Genomic DNA, 16,558 nt, shown 5'->3' with positions numbered 1-16,558 from the left:
CGGCAAGAGGAATGAGTGAAGCGATGCCTCTCGACAACGACGACATCGAGCTCTTCGAGCACGAGCTCGCAAAGGCCCTTCCTGCTGCCAATATTCCTACTCTGCTGCTCCTGCTCTACCAGTTCACCGGGGAGGAGCGATGGCTCCTGCCGCCATTCACGCCCGAGGCGAGCCGCTGGGACGACAACGACTCAGGGGGCCTGCTGTCCGCCATGCAGGACGAGGTCCGGACGGCTGCGTTCGAGGCGATTGTCGCCTGGAAGCGCGGAGGACGGATCGCCAAGCCGCTCCCCACAGCCGCCGAGCTCATCCAGATGATGACGGTATCGGAAGCGCAACCCATCCCGGCCGACTATGCCCAGCTCATGCTCCACAAGCTTGCGAGGTACGCCGGCGAAACTCCGGAGCCGATCGACCTGCCCGAGGGTTTCAGGGTGCTGATCATCGGCGCGGGCATGTCGGGCGTCGCCGCGGCGGTCCGCTTGCAACAGGCGGGCGTCGACTACACCATCATCGAGAAGCAGGACCAGGCCGGCGGAGTGTGGCACTCACACCACTACCCCGGCTGCGGTGTCGACACCCCAGGACACCTGTACTCGTACAGTTTCGCCAACGGCGACTGGACCATGTTCTTTCCACTTCAGACCGAGGTCGAGAGCTACTTCCAGCGCGTTGCGAAAGAGGCCGGCATCGAGGACCGCGTCGAGTTCGGCACCGAGTGCCTCACCACTCGCTACGACGAAGAGACCTACACGTGGCATTCGCTGCTCAGGCGCTCCGACGGGAGCGAGGAGACTCTGGTCACCAATGCGGTGATCTCGGCGGTGGGTGGATTCACCACGCCCAAGTGGCCCGACATCCCTGGCCTCCGCGACTTCGACGGGCCGGTCGTTCACACGTCGAAATGGGATCCAGGCATCGAGCTCGAGGGCAAACGGGTCGCTGTCATCGGCAACGGCGCGAGCGCTATGCAACTCGTACCTGCTGTCGCCGACACAGTCAGGTCGCTGACCGTCTTCCAGCGCTCGCGCCAGTGGGCGGCACCGTTCCCGAAGTTCAGGAAGCCGGTGCCCGACGCCGTTCGCTTCCTCCTGCGTGAGGTGCCGCACTACCAGTGGCTTTATCGCCTGCGCCTGAGCTGGATCTTCGACAGCCAAGTGCACGAAGCGCTCCTGAAGGACCCGGAGTGGAAGCATCCTGAGCGGTCGATCAACGCCACGAACGAGGGTCATCGGGAAGTCTTCACCCGCTACATCCACGACCAGCTGGCCGATCGTCCGGACCTGATCGAGAAGGTCACTCCGACGTTTCCACCGTTCGGCAAGCGGATGCTGCTGGACAACGGCTGGTACAAGGCCCTCAAGAAGCCGCACGTGACGCTGGTCGACAACGGGGTCGCAAGCGTCGCAGGCAACAAGGTCTCGAGCACGGGTGGCGAGGCACACGAGGTCGACGTCCTCATCGTCGCCACCGGGTACGACGTGACGCGATTCCTCTCCCCCGTCGAGGTGATCGGCCGCGGCGGAACCACGATCCGCGAGGCGTGGGACGGCGACGACTCGCGCGCGTACCTGGGCACCGTCGTTCCGCAGTTCCCCAACCTCTTCATGCTCTACGGCCCGAACACCGCCCTTGGGCACGGCGGCAGCTTCATCTTCACCGTCGAGTGCCAGATCGACTTCGTCCTCTCGGCGCTCCGCCAGATCGCCCAGCACAAGCTGCGCGAAATCGAGTGCCGGCCCGAGGTGTACGACGCGTACAACGAGAAGATCCAGGCGATGCACCAGAAGATGATCTGGAGCCACCCGGGCATGTCGACCTACTTCCGCAACTCCCGCGGCCGGGTCGTGACGAACAGCCCATGGCGGCTCCTCGACTACTGGCACTTGACGCGGGAAGCAGCTTTGGCCGACTTCGCGACCGTGCCCCAGCTCGACATCGTCGACTCGTCGCATCCCGACGTACCGGACGACTTCGCTTACGACCAAGTGGCGACAGGGCCGTTCCACTTCCAGCCGGGCTCGACCTCGGCGTAACCAACGCCACCGCAAAGGAGGGTCTCGATGACAGTACTCGTGACCGGCATCGGCTTCGTCGGCGCCTACATCGTGCGCGACCTGGTCCAGTCCGGCGAGCGGGTCGTCCTGTTCGGGCTGTTCGGCGGCAGCCCGGACGGCGCCGGCAAGTACCCCGACATCGACAATGCGCGCTACATCGTCGGCGCTGCAGGATGGGAACAGGTCACGGTGGTTGTCGGCGACATCCGCGACCGCGACCTTCTCAGCCGGACGATCGAGATCCACGACGTGACCCGGATCGTTCACCTGGCATCACTTGTAGCGGCCGCCTCCGAGGCCAACATCCCTCGAGCGATCGAAGTGAATATCGGCGGCAGCGTCAACGTCTTCGAGACAGCTGTCGAGCACAGCGTGGAACGTGTCGTGTGGGCGAGCTCGATCAACGTCTTCGGACCTCGCTCGATCTCCCCCGCGGGCGTGATCGATGACACCAGCGTGCTCGATCCCCAGTCCACGTACGGCAGCACAAAGGCGTTCCTGGAGCAGATCGCCCGCCGGTACCACGACAACTCCGGCCTCAGTGTCGTCGGGTTGCGGCTCGGCAAGGTCTACGGCTTCGGGGAACACGTGAAGGCGGGGCGTGGCGGAGGAAACACCTGGTTCGCCAACCTCGTGGAGAATCCCGCCCGCGGCATCGGGCCATCGATCGTCCCCTTCGGCGACCACCACCTCGGGTTCCACTACATCGAGGACGTCGCGCGCTCCTTTCTCACCGCGCTCGAGTCCCGCAACGGAAGCGGAGAAAGCTTCGTAACCAGTGGCGACTATCGGCCAATCCGAGAAGCGTTCGAGTTTGTTCGCAAGGTCCTTCCAGCTGCGGAGATGGAACTGGTCGACGGAGGCGAAGCCGCCGGCCTCAAGCCGGGCGCCGAAACCAACTGGGCACTCCGCTACGACGCCTCCCAGGCGAAGAAGGTGCTCGGCATCGCGCCTTCCTACACAATGGAGGAGGGCTTGTACCGCACGATCAGCGCCTACCGCGCCTACGTCGGGCTGCCACCAGTCGACCACCCCACCACGAGTTCGTGGTCGCCGAGATCGACCAGGCCATGAGCACGGTGGTGTACAAGTACATTCGCCCGTGACAAGGAGTTATCACGGCGGTGGCCCCGGCCGTCGACAGCTGCCTTCGGACGATCGATCACCACGACTCGAGCCCCCAGTTCGACGAGCCATTCGAAGTTCTGCGTCGGGTCAACGCTCATCGGCACAACGCTGTCCAGTCGTCGCCCCAGTCAGGAACGCCAACTGCTGAGCCGCCACAGCCCCAGGCTAGTCGGCCTCAGCCGCTTACGGTGAACCAGACCACATCTGGGGAGGGCTGGCAGAGCCTTCCACCTCCGCCACACCGCAGGGCACGCTAGAGATGGCACCAGCTGCCGGCGCCACACAATCAACAGCTGCCACAAGTACCAGGAGGAGAACAACCTTGCTCACCGTCAACGCGTACACGGCTCCTTCGGCGACCGAACCGCTGATCCCGGCGAAGATCCAGCGTCGTGATGTACGGCCGCATGACGTGCTGATCGACATCGCCTATGCCGGCATCTGTCACTCCGACATCCACACCGTCCGCGGCGACTGGGGTCCGATCAACTACCCGCAGGTCGTCGGACACGAGATCGTCGGGGTCGTTCGCGAGGTCGGCTCGGCCGTGACCAAGCACAGCGTCGGCGACCGGGTCGCATCGGCGTCGCCGGAGCCCGCATCCACCATGAACGACTCACCAGGTAGTCCAATGGTTCCAGGACTGTCGGTGGCCTCAGACCGCAGCTACTTCGCCAACTGCCGGCGCCGGAAGTATCCGTCCAGCGCGACCGCGAGAACCAGGATGATCGCCTTGACGACGTTCTGCGAGTACGTCGGGACTCCGAGCAGTGACATGCCGTTGTCCATCGTAGCCAACAGGAACGCACCGAGAATGGCTCCGCGGATCGAGCCGACGCCGCCCCGCAAGGACGTGCCGCCGATCACGGCAGCGGCGATCGCAACGAGTTCCAACGTATTGCCCGCATCCGGGCTCGCAACACCGGCCCGGGCGGTGAGCATGGTGCCTGCAATGCCGTAGATCGCGCCCATCACCAGGAAGCCGATGAGCACCGTTCGCTTCGCGTTGATACCCGCGTAGACCGCAGCCTCTGCGTTCGATCCCAGCAGGAAGATCCGGCGACCCAGTTTCGCCCGGCCCAGCACTCCACCCAGTACCATCGCGACGCCGAGAATCCAGAGCAACGCGTTCGGCAAGCCGGTCGGTGTCTGCCCGATCACGATCACCAGGACCGCGATCGCCACGGATACCGTAAGCCGCACGATCAGCGCGACCAGACTCCCGGCACGCTCGGCCCCGCGTCGTCCCGCGATCGCCCAACGGGCTCCGACAGCGAGAACCGCCAGCCCCAGGCCGTAGACCAGTGGAATGGGCATGCGCCCCTCAGTGACGAAGATGAGGTCGTTGCTGACCGGCCCGATAGGCGTGGCTTTCGCCAACAGCAGACCGAGACCGCGCCAGAGGAGGAACCCTGCCAGGGTGACGATGAAGGCTGGGACAGCGAACCGCGTGATCACGAGACCATTGACCAGTCCCAGGACGATTCCGGCGACTACGCCGGCACCAATGCTCGGCACCACGCCCCAGCCCTGAACCTGAAAGTGGGCTACCACCAGGCCGGTGAAGAACGCGGCGCTGCCGACCGACAGGTCGATCTCCCCCATGATGATCAGCATCGCCATGCCGGCCGCCACGACGGCGACCACCGCCGTCTGCCGCAGCAGCAAGGAAGCGTTCGTGGAGGTGAGGAACAAGCCGCCGGACACCTGCTGGAAGTACAGGATGAGCACGAGCGCCGCGGCGGTCAGTACCGTGGATCGGGAAAGAAGCGCGGCGACGACACGGCTGTACGCACGACCGGCTGCACGCGGAGCATCGTGGTCATCTGCGGTCTGCGGCACTTTGCGGGAACTTTCTTGAAGGGTCATGGCATCGAGGCTCCGGTCGCGGCCGACATGAGATCGTGAGCGCTCGCACCACGCGAGAACTCACCTCGGATCCGGCACTTGTACATAACGAGGATGCGGTCAGCTTCTGTCAGGACTTCGTCTACATCGCTCGAGATGAGCAGAACGCCGACTTCGAGTTCACGGGCGATCTTTCGGACCAGCTGGTAGATGTCGCGGCGCGCTCCGACATCCACACCCAGGGTCGGCTCGTCGAGGATGAGTACCTTCAGGTCATCGATCAGGCACCGCCCCAACAAGACCTTCTGCTGGTTACCACCACTCAACGCATCGATGGCGATTCGCGTCCGTGGCGGCCTGACCCCAAGCTTCTGGACGAACTCGTCGACTCGATGCCGTTCCCTGGGTTTGTCGACCAGCAATCGCATCCGGCTGAGATCATCGAGCATCGAGACCGTCATGTTGGAAGACACGGACTGACCGTGGAAGACCCCCTGAGACTTCCGGTCCTCGACAAGAAGCGACAGCCCTCTCTTCAGGGCACGGTTGGTGTTCTTGGGCAGGCCCTGCGTCCCACCGATGTGGCACTCTCCGGTGACAGGGCCAGGCCAGGCGCCGAAGAGCGCTCGCCCCAGCTCGGTGCGCCCGGCGCCCACCAATCCGTAGAGACCGACAATCTCCCCCGGGTAGACATCGAGGCTCACATCAAGCACCCGCGGCCGCTGCTGCTTGTCATTCACGAAGACGGAGAGGTTTCGCACCCGAAGTGCGGGATCACCGCTCGCTGGTTTCGTCGGCGCGACATGGGCAATCGCCTCGATCGACCGAAGGGTCTCGCCCAACATGGCGCTCACCAACTCGGCCTGGCGTGGCACGGAGTCGTAGCCGGCGACCAGGCGGCCGTTCCGCAACACCATCACATCGTCGGCCACCCGCTTCAACTCATCCAGCCGATGGGTGATGTAGATGATTCCGACGCCGGCCTTCCGGAAACTACGCAGCCGATCCAGAAGCACCCCAGCCTCCGCCTCGGTCAGTGCAGCAGTTGGCTCATCCAGGATGAGCACCCGTGCCGAACGGTGCAGCGCCGCGGCCAGGACGATCAGGCGTCGCTCCGAAGGAGTGAGAACGGCCGCCGGCGCTCGTGGGTCGACCTCCAACCCGAAAGTCTCGAGCGCCTTGCGAGCCTCCCGGACGGCCGCGCGTTCGTCGTAGAGACCGTGCCGGCCGGGAAGGTGCGCCGCGAACATGTTCTCGGCAATCGTCAGATGCGGAACGACGTGAAGCTCCTGGGGAACCATCACCACCCCTGCGGTGTCGCTGGCATACGGCGATGAGAACTGCGCCGGATTGCCGTCGACTTCGACCGTGCCGGCGTATTCCCCGTAGGGAACCACCCCACTGAGAATCTTGACCAGCGTCGACTTGCCGGCACCGTTCTCGCCGACCACCGCCAGAACCTGCCCCTCGTGAAGGGTCAAGTCCACGTCGTTCAGGACCGTGGTGCTGCCGTAAACCTTGGTCAGGGACCGAGCGACGAGCAGTGCTGTCGCCCGGCCATCGACCGACGGTACCGCGCCCGCAACCGGTTGGTCATTGTCCACAGGTGCTCGCCCCTTCGGATCCGAAGACCTGCTCCTGCTTCACCCACCCGGTAGGGGCACTCTTGGTGAGGAACTCACACAGGTTGTCCTTGGTCACCGAGGACAACGGTGTGTGAAGGACCGGGACCCCGGCCTGCGTTTTCGAGTCCGGCGTGGGCGGCTCGCTTCCCGACGCGAACGCGTGCGCGATGGTCATCGCATTGGTCGCCTGCTTGTCGACCGCGGTCCAGGTCGTCTGGCCCTGCCAGCCCTGGGCGATGTAGGCCAGGCTCGCCGGAGAGCCATCACTCCCGGTGGACCACACGGTGCCCGCCTGCTTGCCGGTTGCCTTCAGCGCCTGGGCGACCGCCTGTGCGCCGTTGTCCCACATCACCAGAAAGGCGTCGATGTTCGGCTCCTTCTGAAGGGCCGCCTCGGCGTTCCGCTGCGCCGCGGCCTGATCCCAGCCGGGCGTCGTGTTGTCGTACACGACCTCGATCTTCGGGTTGTTCCCGATCAGCTTGTCGTAGGACTCGCTCATCTGGACCATGGCCGGAGTCGACGGGTCGCCGCGGATGATGGCAACCTTCGCGACGCGTCCGGCCGGAAGATGGTCGATCACGGACTGGGCCTGCACCGCGCCCATCTCGACATTGTCGCGCTGGACGACGTAGTCGACATTCGCTCCGGCCACGTCCTCGTCGTACGCGATCACCTTGATGCCCCGCTGCTGCGCCTGGCTCACGATCGGCGCGAACGCCTTCGAGTTGATCTGGTTCAGCACCAGGACCTTGATACCTCGCTGGAACATACTCTGGATCTGGCTGAGCTGGGTCTCCAGGTTGTTGTTCGCGAAGTTGGAGATGACGCTGTCGCCGTTCTGCGCGGCGACCTCCTTCATCTTCTTCTCCTCGAAGTTGAAGCGCGCCACCTGGTTCGTATACAGCGAAACGCCGATCAGGTTGCCCTTGTTCCCGGCACTCGCCCCTTGGCCGGCATCACCCTGGGCGGCACAGGCGGTGAGTACCAACGACAAGGCAGCAAAGATGACCGCCACAAGCACGGTGGGTCGGCGTGCACTTGGTTTGCGAGATCTGGCCATTGGACTCGAGCCTCCTGAGGCGAGTGCCGTACATAATATATCTTTCGAGGAAGTGTCATCGTGTTACGCACCCATGTCAAGAGTTCGGGTGCGGGCCACGGGCAACGGCATTGACGCATCCTGATGCTGTTGGTGTTCACCGTGGACAGCGGTGGCACAGCGTGGCGACTGTTGGGCACTGAGTTATATACGATATAGGCTTGCGGAGAATGCCGCAGCCCGACCTGGGCTGTCAGGAAGGTCGGCGCTCTGCCCGTTGCCGCAACACCCGGCCGAGTGAGTGCGCTTCTCTGAGCAGCAGTGGGCCGAGTTCCCGCTGGCGCTTCGGTCCGAACCGAGCTTCGATGCCGGTGAGCGTGAGAGCACCAATCGGCTCCTCATTGGCATCGAAGACGGCGGCCGCCATGCCCCAGCTCCCCTCGACGACGAGCCCGGGATTCAGGGCCCACCCTTTGCTCCTGACCTCGTCGAGCCGCCGGTGGACTTCCGCGGCCGAATGCCGCGGACCGTAGCGCTCCGTCAGATCGGCGCCCGCGAGGTAGTTGTCCACCTCTCGCGGATGCATGAAGGCAAGCACAGCCAAACCTGCCGACACGACACCCAGCGGGAATCGCGCCCCCTCGTAGAGCACATGCGATCGGATCGGGAAGGCCCCGTCCTCTCGAATCAGGCAGACGGTCTCGTCGCCACGGCGTACCGAGAAGAAGGCGCTCTCGCCGGTGGCTTCGGCCAGACGCCGCACCCACGGCTGCGCAACGGACCGAACGTCGTACCTCGGAGCGGCGGTGATGCTCAACAGGAAGAACTCCGGCCCAAGGAGCCAGTTGCCGGTGTCTGCGTCGCGTTCGACCAGTCCTTGCGCCCGCAGTGCAGTCAACAGGCGGTGAACCGTTGGCCGGCTCAGTTCGCTGTCCCGCGCCAATGCGGACGTACTGGCTCCGGCCGGTTCGGCCTGGGACACCACGCGAAATAGAACGCTCAACCGTCCCACCATCGACGCCGACTCTTGCATACCAGCATGGTCGTTCACTCAGTGAACGGGTTCAAGACCAGCTGTATCAAGACACGAGCAGTTTCTGGCCATCGGCCGTCCACCTCTTGAGCAGTCGGCGTTGGACGTGAGTTGATCCGTCCCGTCTCGGACGAAGGGAGCTGTGATGGACAAGGTAAGTGCGGGTGCTGCCGATGCGGTCGCGGACATTCCCGACGGCGCGACGCTCGCGGTGGGGGGTTTCGGGTTGTGCGGAATCCCGTCGGTTCTCATCGAGGCACTGTTGGCGGCCGGCACGACCTATCTGGAGGTCGTCTCCAACAATTGCGGTATCGACGACTGGGGGCTGGGCCGTCTCCTGGCGGCTCGGCGCATCCGCCGGATGGTCTCGTCGTACGTCGGCGAGAACAAGGAGTTCGCCCGTCAGTACCTGGCCGGCGAGTTGGAAGTCGAGCTGACACCTCAAGGAACCCTCGCCGAGCGCATGCGCGCCGGTGGAGTGGGGATCCCGGCGTTCTACACCGCGACCGGCGTCGGCACCCAGGTCGCTGGCGGAGGGCTTCCCTGGCGATACGGACCGGACGGCAGCGTAGTCAACGCCTCACCGGCCAAGCCGACCAAGATCTTCGCGACCCGCGACGGCGATCGCGAGTTTGTTCTCGAGGAAGCAATCGTCGCGGACTTCGGCCTCGTACGGGCGTGGAAGGGCGACCGGCACGGCAACCTCGTCTACCGCGACGCAGCTCAGAACTTCAATCCGCTGGCAGCGGTGTGCGGACGGGTCACCATTGCCGAGGTCGAGGAACTCGTCGAACCGGGCGAGCTCGACCCGAACCACGTGCACACACCGGGAGTGTTCGTGCAACGCGTCGTGGTGCTCACACCCGAGCAGGCGTCAGACAAGCGGATCGAGAAGAGGACGGTGCGCACGGCATGAGCTGGAGTCGTGAGGAAATGGCGGCGAGGGCCGCACGTGAGCTCTCAGACGGCGCCTACGTCAATCTCGGTATCGGACTGCCCACGCTCGTCCCCAACTATGTCGACGACGACGTCGAACTCGTGCTGCAGTCCGAGAACGGAATCCTCGGCGTCGGTCCCTACCCGCTCGCGGGCGAAGAAGATGCCGACTTGATCAACGCCGGCAAGGAGACGGTCTCGGTTCGCCGAGGGGCAAGCTTCTTCGACTCCGCCACCAGTTTCGGGATGATCCGCGGCGGCAAGGTCGACGCCGCGATCCTCGGCGCGATGCAGGTCTCGAAGCGCGGTGACCTCGCCAACTGGATGATTCCCGGAAAGATGGTCAAGGGCATGGGCGGCGCCATGGACTTGGTGCACGGCGCCAAGAAGGTGATCGTCCTCATGGAGCATGTCGCGAAAGATGGCAGCTACAAGATCGTCGAGGAATGCTCGCTGCCGTACACCGGTCTTCGCGTGGTGCAACGCATCATCACTGATCTCGGCGTCCTCGACGTGCGCCCCGACGGGCTGCATCTCGCCGAGCTCGCCCCCGGCGTGACGGTCGACGAGGTCCGCGAGAAGACCGAGCCGACCATCATCGACAACACCCGGTCCGCATGAGCAGGTTGCAGCAGACCGAGGGGCTGACCGACATCCAGGAGGAGATCCTGAAGACGGTCCGCGCGTTCGTCGAGTCGGTGATTCTCCCGGTCGCCACGGAGCTGGAGGATCGCGACGAGTATCCGACCGAGATCGTCGGGGCCTCAAGGCGATGTCAGCCAACGAGCCGGCCGCCCCGATCGCCGCGAGGCCGGCGACTGCGCCCGGCTGATCCACGGGACCGCGTCTTTTGCCAGCGCCGTGACACGCCATCTCACAAGGTCCTCCACCAGCTCTGGGGTCATTCCCAGTAATAGCAAGCTGACCAGCGTGACCCCGACTTCAGCCCGTCCAGCTGCTCAGTCGACGGCGCATTGACGCCGAAGGCGATCTCAGCCGCGAGGCGCGTCGCCCGCGGTCACTCGCAGAATCACTCCGCAGCTGTTGGCCACGACACTCGCGGCTCACTCTTCAGCGGGCACTCCGACCTCGAAAAGGTTGAGCAGTTGCGCCAGGGTCCGGTAGTACCCGACAAGAACGACCAGTTCGATGAGCGCTGTCTCGCCGAGGCGGGATCGCAGACTCTGGAACTCGGCGTCCTCCACCGGGAACCGATCTTGATTCAGCAGCTCGCAGAGCCGGTACGCGGCGGCCTCGACCGGATCCGCCGCTTCGAACCGGCCACCGGCAAGGCTCTCGAGCTCGAACTGCGTCAGTCCCACTGCACGGCCGACGCGCTCGTGAGCGTAAGACTCGAATGCGCACGAGGTCGTTGCTGCGACGCTCAGGATCGCGATCTCACGCACGCGTGCGCTCAGGGACGTTCGGTACCGAATCGCAGCACCAACCTCTTGGAGAGGTCGTCCGATGTCCGGGACATGCAGCATGATGCCGAATGGGCCCGTCAGAGCGCCGGTGCCGTCAGTCAACGGGAAAAGCTGATGGCCTGCTGACCGCGGACCCGAGATGATCTGCTCGTAGAGATCATGCTGGGACCCAACGAGCTGATCTGGCGTCAGGGCGACTAACCTCACGCCGCCTCCCTCCTCTGAGCTTGCGCGACGACCCCTACTGGGCCACGTATCCGCCGTCCACTGGAAGGGCGACACCGATCACAAAACTGGCACCTGGGCTGCAGAGCCACAGAACGGCCGCGGCGATCTCCTCCGGCCGGCCGATACGGCCGATCGGAGCTTTGGCCACCGCGTCGGCCACGACCAGATCGCCCTTTGTGACCATGCCGTCGACCATCGGTGTATCGACCGTGCCGGGGCAAACGGCGTTGATCCGAACGCCCTGAGACGCGTACTCGACGGCCGCGCTCGTGCTGAGGCCGATCACCGCATGTTTCGCGGCGTGGTACGTCGTACGCCGGGCACCACCGACAAGCCCGCTCAGCGACGAGCAGTTGACGATTGCCCCGCTCCCCTGCTCGCGCATCTGACGCAGCTCGTGCTTCATGCATGCCCAGACGCCGCGAGCGTTGACCCGGTTGACCAGATCGAAGTCTTCTGCCCGCTCGTCTGCGGTGTCGATCGCCGGCCTGATGACTCCCGCATTGTTGAAGGCCATGTCCAGCCGCCCGAACATCTGCACGGTCTCGTGGACCATGCTCTCCACCTGCGCCTCGTCCGATACGTCACACGCAACGCCCAGCACCTGGTGGCCAGCGTGCTTGAAGGCCTGCTCCCTTTCGGCGACCGCGGCCGCGTTCACATCTGCGATCACAACCGCTGCACCGGAGAGCGCGAACTGCTGCGCCGTCGCCAGCCCAAGGCCGGAGGCCCCGCCCGTGACGAGAGCGACCTGCCCCGAAAAGTCGTACGTGGGATTCATGGTCTTCCTATTCGTTTGCTGCGTCAGCTAGCCCACCGACAGCTACGCCCGCGCCACCGCGCTGCCTCTCAGTCACAGGCGGCAAACAGCCTGTGCAACCGCCAAGCGTAAGGGGTGACTCCACGTCACGGCGGACGTCGTTGACGTGAATAGTTTATACATAATATGTAATCTGCGTCTATGGTGCAGTCGCGCTGAGGCGGCCCAGAACCCTGCGAGGGCGCTCCATCGCGTCGCCATACTGACTTCGACCCGCGACGCCGGTTCCGCCAAGCGCGGAGGGGATCGCCATGTACCATACATTTCATATGGTTTGAGACTCGGAGGCTCGATTGAACACCAGCAGGCGGTTCGACGCCCCCGCCACGCTCCGCACAATGCCTGGGCCTGCGCAGCTTCCCGAACGGGTCGCGGAATACGTGCGCGAAATGATCCTCTCCGGCGAGGTCAAGCCCGGCGACTTCCTCCGGATCGAGCGACTCGCCGAAGCCATCGGAGTCAGTCCAACGCCCGTGCGCGAAGGGCTGTTGGCCCTCAAAAGCGAAGGGATTGTGAATCTGCTTCCTCGGCGGGGCTTCATCGTCGCACCGATTTCGAAGCAGGACATATCTGACCTGTACTGGGCACAAGCCGTGCTCTCCGGGGAACTGGCCGCACGCGCAGCCGCGAAGATGTCGGACAGTCAAATCGAGGCGCTCGACCACAACGTCAAGTCCTACAACGAGGCAGTCGCAGCGGAGCGGTGGGATCTGGTGCCGGAACTCGGTATGGAGTTCCATCGCGAGATCCACCGCGCGGCGCAGGCGAATCGCTTGGTGCTGCTGGTTGAAGCCGTCATGGCGAACCTCCCCAACCGCACCTATGCCGCGGGGCATCCGCGCTACACGAGCAAGGAGCACCCCGCGCTCCTCAGGGCTCTCAAACGCCGCGATGCGGAACGGGCGCGCGAGCTCATGGTCAAACACATGACGAGTCAGGGCAAACGTCTGATCGAAGTCCTGAGCGAGAGGGGCCTCTGGGATCACGAGAGGCAATAGGACTCGCAGGAGATCCTTTGAGAGACCCGCAAACCCATTGGCCTGGCCCCTGCCGAAGAGGTCGACTGCTTCATAGTGACGTCGTTCACCAGCACGTTGCGGTGGATCAGCCGCGCTTGCGCCCGAATTCCTTTAGCACCGTCGAGACATCTTCAACCGTCTCCAGGGACATTGCCGTAGCGATGCAGTGCTCGATCTGCTCGCTGTCGAGCACGCCCATGGCGTTGACCCGGAACTTCTCAAAGAGGTCGTCATCGGCGGTTCCGAGGGAGTCATCAGTATTGGTGCCCTTCGGGTATCGGAGCTCCGCAACGAAGGTCTCTCCCCGCGCATCAATTTCGATTCGCGACGGCCGAGCGGCGGGATCAGTCACCATGGCTTCCACCCAGTCGGGGTGGCGAGCGTAGACGACTTTACCCATCAGTTGGGCGACCTTGGCGTCGAACACCACGTCCTCGTCCTGCCAAGCCTTGCTCGGCGGGATCCGGTGCGCTCCGACCGAGAGCCCATGGGCGATGCTGAACTGGGCGTCGACGGGGTCGCTGATCTCGTTCGTGAGCCAGGACGCGCGCTCGACGTGGCCTTCACCCCAGGCGCGGATCTCATCGATCTCCGATGGATCGATGCTGTGGGACTCGACGGTCTCCCCCAAGAGGTCGAGGAGGCCGTGGAGCGCCCGGCAATGGGGGTAGTGCTTGAAGGAGTTCTCGCGCTGGAAGGACCACGTCTGACCGAGCTCAGCTGTGAGTGCCTCCGGCTGCCAGCGACTGGTCCCGATGAACCGAGGGTATCCGAACTCGGAGTCGTCGAGCAGGTTCGGGTCACCTCGGTGCCCCAAGGAGGCCATGTACGCCGCAGTGAGCGCACTGTGAACGAGAGGACCCGCCATCGTGTACTTGATCGTCGCGACGGGGGTGTGCTCCAGCCAGGACCGGTGAGAGTTCACCGGCGAGATCGCCCCCGCGATGTTGAGGGCGTGCCGAGTCGTCTCCTCGCTGGCACCCCAGAGAGAGGCGATAGCAGCAGCGGCGCCAAAGACCGTGCTCGTGTAGCCAAGGACGGGCGGCATGGTGACCTCCCCCCTGCGAACGTCGCGGATGTAGTCCATCGCCTTGCCGAACCTGTTCGCGAGTTCATGGGCGATGGCGATCGCCGTAATGAGCTGCTTACCTGACGAGCCCTCGGCCTCGGCGACAGCGAGAGCGCCGGGCAGCACGTACGGCGACACATGCCCCGGAGGAAGAACCGCATCGAAGTCGAGCGCGTTGATGAGTTCCCCATTGGCGAACGCTGCCCCGAGGATCGACGACCGCTGCGAAGAACCGAAGATGGTCGCGGTCGAGTCCATGCCCCCGAGGAGCTGTGCATACTCGATGCCGGCGCGTCCCTTCAACTGACCACCGGCAGCCAGCGCGCAGCCGATGGAATCGAGCAGGATCCTCTTGGTCTCGTGGACCACATCACTCGGCAGCGCATCGAACGATGTCTGCGAGACGAACTGCGCGAGCTCGTGGCTCTTGGAAACCGACATGCTGGACCTCTCAGGGGTGGTCGTCTGGTGTCGGCGCAGGAGCGCCGCAGGTCGCCGGCTCTTCGACGAACTCCTCGCTGGTCGGCGGTCAACAAGAAGATAATACAGAATATATGATCACGACCAACTGCTGGAGCTCAGCATGCTCGAGGGAGACGCACGACCGTGGGCGACGGTCGACTTGTCCAGAAGCAGCTGGGGTCTTGACGCCGATCATATGAAATATATTCTACTCCCAAAGCACCCTCAACTGGGAGCACTCGGCTCATGAAGCGCTCGCCAGACCCTCGTGAAGGGAGCCGGCAATGCCCTTTTCTCTCGACCCCGAGGTCGCTGCGGGCCTTGAAACTCTGAGCGAACGCATTGGCGAAGTGGAACCGATGCCCGTCGGTGACGTCATGGCTCGGCGTGCGGTGTACGACGAGCTACAAAGGGTCATCCATGGGATGCCCCCGGTTCCCGACGACGTCACGATCACGGACTACAAGACGAGCACCGAGGAGGGTGCGCAGCTGCTGCTGCGGTGGTATGCCAAGGACAACGCCACCCCTGGATCCGCCGTCCTCTACCTTCACGGCGGGGGCATGTGCTTGAGCAGCGTGGAGATCTACGACGCTCCCGTCATGCGGTACGTCTCCGCCACCGGCGTACCCTTCCTCTCGGTTGAATACCGCTACGCTCCCGAGTTCCCGGCACCGACTCCAGTCATCGACTGCTACCGCGGTCTACAGTGGCTCGTGGAGCACGCGGCCACGCTGGGAATCGATCCCCAGCGCGTCGCCATCATGGGGGACAGCAGCGGAGGCGGCGTTGCGGCCAGCCTTGCGATATACGCGCGAGATCAGGGCGGTCCCGCGATCGCCAAGCAGATCCTGGTCTACCCCATGCTCGACGATCGCAACACAACCCCGGATCCCCTGCTCACCCCCTTCGCTCCGTGGACGTACGACGACAACATCACCGGCTGGACGGCACTTCTCGGTTCTGCCGTGGGTCGCCCGGACGTGTCGCCCTACGGTGCCGCCGCGCGCCTCCGGGACTTCAGCGGCCTGCCGCCTGCGTACATCGAGGTCGGCGAGCTCGACATCTTCAGGGACGAGAGCATCGACTACGCACGAAAGCTTTTCAGCGCCGGTGTAAGCACCGAGTTGCACATCTATCCGAAGGTGGCCCATGCCTTCGAGGCGTTCGTGCCCGACGCGGCGATCTCCAAGCAGGCGATCGAGAACCGGACCCGCGCAGTACGTTCGCTCTGAGACCGCCGGGCCTCAGACCGCCCGATGGCAAGGGGCCGCCCCGACAACCACATTGGACGATTCCTTTGAACCATCCCGAGCAAACACGCGTGATTGTGACTGTCGACGTCGACGGCCGCGCGGACTATCGCGAGCGCTTGGTCCACCGCGACGTCGTCCTGGACGAGAGCGGCCGGCCTGCCTACCTCAACAGCCAGTTGTGGGGAACGCCCGAAGGTCTACCCGTCGTCGGTTCCGGTGTGGATCCGGAGGAGGTGACGCTTCCTTGGTTTCCCGAGCCCGGCGGTGTCCGGTTCCGATTCTTCACCTTCCAACCCATGTCCAACGGTGAGGAGTCGGCCGCGACCCATGTCAGCTCCGGTGACGAGTCAGCCGAACCCTCGAACTTCCTCGACGCCTACGACTCGGCACGGCCTGGGAAGCACATCTCAGACAGCGTCGACTTCGTGCACGTCTTGTCCGGCGAGGTGGTGCTCGAACTGGAGCGTCGCGAGGTCCTGCTGAGACCGGGTGACGTGGTCATCATGCGAGGCACCTGGCACAAGTGGCGGAACGAGGGCACTCAGCCCTGCACGGTCTCCTCGGTCATGGTCGGGGCGAAGCGGCATACATCCGATGACCAGAGCCACTGA

15 protein-coding genes and 1 pseudogene are annotated in these 16,558 nt (G+C 64.3%); 9 read left to right on the top strand and 7 right to left on the bottom strand.

From position 1 onward, the window contains the following. Positions 1-23: 23 nt before the first annotated feature. From EV643_RS08935 to EV643_RS08925, 3 genes and pseudogenes are all read left to right on the top strand, one after another. The gene (locus EV643_RS08935; RefSeq protein WP_133799512.1) at positions 24-2,036 is read left to right on the top strand and encodes a flavin-containing monooxygenase; all 2,013 of its coding nucleotides are present in this window, start codon (positions 24-26) and stop codon (positions 2,034-2,036) included. A 27-nt stretch (positions 2,037-2,063) separates the two neighbouring features. Beyond that, positions 2,064-3,131: an NAD-dependent epimerase/dehydratase family protein gene (locus tag EV643_RS08930; protein WP_133799511.1), complete on the top strand. Its 1,068-nt coding sequence runs from the start codon at positions 2,064-2,066 to the stop codon at positions 3,129-3,131. 376 nt (positions 3,132-3,507) lie between these two features. Then, a pseudogene (locus tag EV643_RS08925) lies at positions 3,508-3,762 on the top strand (alcohol dehydrogenase catalytic domain-containing protein); the annotation flags it as partial. Between the two features lie 89 nt (positions 3,763-3,851). Here EV643_RS08925 and EV643_RS08920 read toward each other — a convergent pair. The 4 genes from EV643_RS08920 to EV643_RS08905 all read right to left on the bottom strand — a co-directional run bounded on the left by EV643_RS08920 (position 3,852) and on the right by EV643_RS08905 (position 8,709). Next, positions 3,852-5,054, bottom strand: coding sequence for a sugar ABC transporter permease (locus EV643_RS08920; protein WP_133799510.1), 1,203 nt, complete (start codon positions 5,052-5,054; stop codon positions 3,852-3,854). Further along, a complete protein-coding gene (locus EV643_RS08915; RefSeq protein WP_133799509.1) occupies positions 5,051-6,637 on the bottom strand; it encodes a sugar ABC transporter ATP-binding protein in 1,587 nt (528 codons plus the stop codon). The genes EV643_RS08920 and EV643_RS08915 overlap by 4 nt, the downstream gene beginning before the upstream one ends. Beyond that, a complete protein-coding gene (locus tag EV643_RS08910; protein WP_166665370.1) occupies positions 6,627-7,652 on the bottom strand; it encodes a substrate-binding domain-containing protein in 1,026 nt (341 codons plus the stop codon). The genes EV643_RS08915 and EV643_RS08910 overlap by 11 nt, the downstream gene beginning before the upstream one ends. Before the next feature lie 298 nt (positions 7,653-7,950). Beyond that, complete coding sequence (locus EV643_RS08905; protein WP_238165480.1) at positions 7,951-8,709, bottom strand: IclR family transcriptional regulator; 759 nt, start codon at positions 8,707-8,709, stop codon at positions 7,951-7,953. Positions 8,710-8,875: 166 nt separating this feature from the next. Here EV643_RS08905 and EV643_RS08900 point away from each other — a divergent pair, with 166 nt between their 5' ends. The 3 genes from EV643_RS08900 to EV643_RS45460 are packed head-to-tail and all read left to right on the top strand — an operon-like array spanning position 8,876 to position 10,580. Then, positions 8,876-9,646 carry a CoA transferase subunit A gene (locus EV643_RS08900; RefSeq protein WP_133799507.1) on the top strand — a complete coding sequence of 257 codons (771 nt, stop codon included), beginning with the start codon at positions 8,876-8,878 and terminating at the stop codon, positions 9,644-9,646. Then, positions 9,643-10,287, top strand: a complete 645-nt coding sequence (locus EV643_RS08895; protein ID WP_133799506.1) for a CoA transferase subunit B — start codon at positions 9,643-9,645, stop codon at positions 10,285-10,287. Before EV643_RS08900 ends, EV643_RS08895 begins: the two co-directional genes overlap by 4 nt. After that, entirely contained in the window at positions 10,284-10,580 is a 297-nt protein-coding gene (locus tag EV643_RS45460; RefSeq protein ID WP_238165457.1) for an acyl-CoA dehydrogenase family protein, read from the top strand. The genes EV643_RS08895 and EV643_RS45460 overlap by 4 nt, the downstream gene beginning before the upstream one ends. 150 nt (positions 10,581-10,730) lie before the next feature. On the opposite strand, the gene EV643_RS08885 is transcribed toward EV643_RS45460, so the two are convergent. Together EV643_RS08885 and EV643_RS08880 are read right to left on the bottom strand one after the other, a co-directional pair. Further along, on the bottom strand, positions 10,731-11,153 hold the full coding sequence (locus tag EV643_RS08885; RefSeq protein WP_238165479.1) for a carboxymuconolactone decarboxylase family protein: 423 nt from the start codon (positions 11,151-11,153) through the stop codon (positions 10,731-10,733). A gap of 181 nt (positions 11,154-11,334) precedes the next feature. Beyond that, positions 11,335-12,102: a glucose 1-dehydrogenase gene (locus EV643_RS08880; protein ID WP_133799504.1), complete on the bottom strand. Its 768-nt coding sequence runs from the start codon at positions 12,100-12,102 to the stop codon at positions 11,335-11,337. A gap of 377 nt (positions 12,103-12,479) precedes the next feature. On the opposite strand from EV643_RS08880, the gene EV643_RS08875 reads away from it, so the two are divergent. Beyond that, positions 12,480-13,139 carry a GntR family transcriptional regulator gene (locus EV643_RS08875; RefSeq protein ID WP_133799503.1) on the top strand — a complete coding sequence of 220 codons (660 nt, stop codon included), beginning with the start codon at positions 12,480-12,482 and terminating at the stop codon, positions 13,137-13,139. A 106-nt stretch (positions 13,140-13,245) separates the two neighbouring features. Here EV643_RS08875 and EV643_RS08870 read toward each other — a convergent pair whose 3' ends face one another. Then, positions 13,246-14,670, bottom strand: coding sequence for an MmgE/PrpD family protein (locus tag EV643_RS08870; RefSeq protein WP_133799502.1), 1,425 nt, complete (start codon positions 14,668-14,670; stop codon positions 13,246-13,248). Between the two features lie 305 nt (positions 14,671-14,975). On the opposite strand from EV643_RS08870, the gene EV643_RS08865 reads away from it, so the two are divergent. Then, positions 14,976-15,926, top strand: a complete 951-nt coding sequence (locus EV643_RS08865) for an alpha/beta hydrolase (protein WP_133799501.1) — start codon at positions 14,976-14,978, stop codon at positions 15,924-15,926. 89 nt (positions 15,927-16,015) lie between these two features. Continuing rightward, a complete protein-coding gene (locus tag EV643_RS08860; RefSeq protein ID WP_133799500.1) occupies positions 16,016-16,558 on the top strand; it encodes a cupin domain-containing protein in 543 nt (180 codons plus the stop codon).

Origin of the sequence: Kribbella caucasensis, from assembly GCF_004361855.1 — a bacterium.
Taxonomy (GTDB): domain Bacteria; phylum Actinomycetota; class Actinomycetes; order Propionibacteriales; family Kribbellaceae; genus Kribbella; species Kribbella caucasensis.
The sequence above is the reverse complement of the archived record's forward strand: the minus strand, read 5'-3'. Positions and strand labels throughout refer to the sequence as shown.

What these genes read in the sequence shown, in the direction of transcription:
- EV643_RS08900 (WP_133799507.1), top strand. Translation starts at nt 8,876, where the DNA reads ATGGACAAGGTAAGTGCGGGTGCTGCCGATGCGGTCGCGGACATTCCC.
- EV643_RS08880 (WP_133799504.1), bottom strand. Translation starts at nt 12,102, where the DNA reads ATGAATCCCACGTACGACTTTTCGGGGCAGGTCGCTCTCGTCACGGGC.
- EV643_RS08875 (WP_133799503.1), top strand. Translation starts at nt 12,480, where the DNA reads ATGCCTGGGCCTGCGCAGCTTCCCGAACGGGTCGCGGAATACGTGCGC.
- EV643_RS08930 (WP_133799511.1), top strand. Translation starts at nt 2,064, where the DNA reads ATGACAGTACTCGTGACCGGCATCGGCTTCGTCGGCGCCTACATCGTG.
- EV643_RS45460 (WP_238165457.1), top strand. Translation starts at nt 10,284, where the DNA reads ATGAGCAGGTTGCAGCAGACCGAGGGGCTGACCGACATCCAGGAGGAG.
- EV643_RS08935 (WP_133799512.1), top strand. Translation starts at nt 24, where the DNA reads ATGCCTCTCGACAACGACGACATCGAGCTCTTCGAGCACGAGCTCGCA.
- EV643_RS08920 (WP_133799510.1), bottom strand. Translation starts at nt 5,054, where the DNA reads ATGACCCTTCAAGAAAGTTCCCGCAAAGTGCCGCAGACCGCAGATGAC.
- EV643_RS08895 (WP_133799506.1), top strand. Translation starts at nt 9,643, where the DNA reads ATGAGCTGGAGTCGTGAGGAAATGGCGGCGAGGGCCGCACGTGAGCTC.
- EV643_RS08865 (WP_133799501.1), top strand. Translation starts at nt 14,976, where the DNA reads ATGCCCTTTTCTCTCGACCCCGAGGTCGCTGCGGGCCTTGAAACTCTG.
- EV643_RS08870 (WP_133799502.1), bottom strand. Translation starts at nt 14,670, where the DNA reads ATGTCGGTTTCCAAGAGCCACGAGCTCGCGCAGTTCGTCTCGCAGACA.
- EV643_RS08885 (WP_238165479.1), bottom strand. Translation starts at nt 11,153, where the DNA reads ATGCTGCATGTCCCGGACATCGGACGACCTCTCCAAGAGGTTGGTGCT.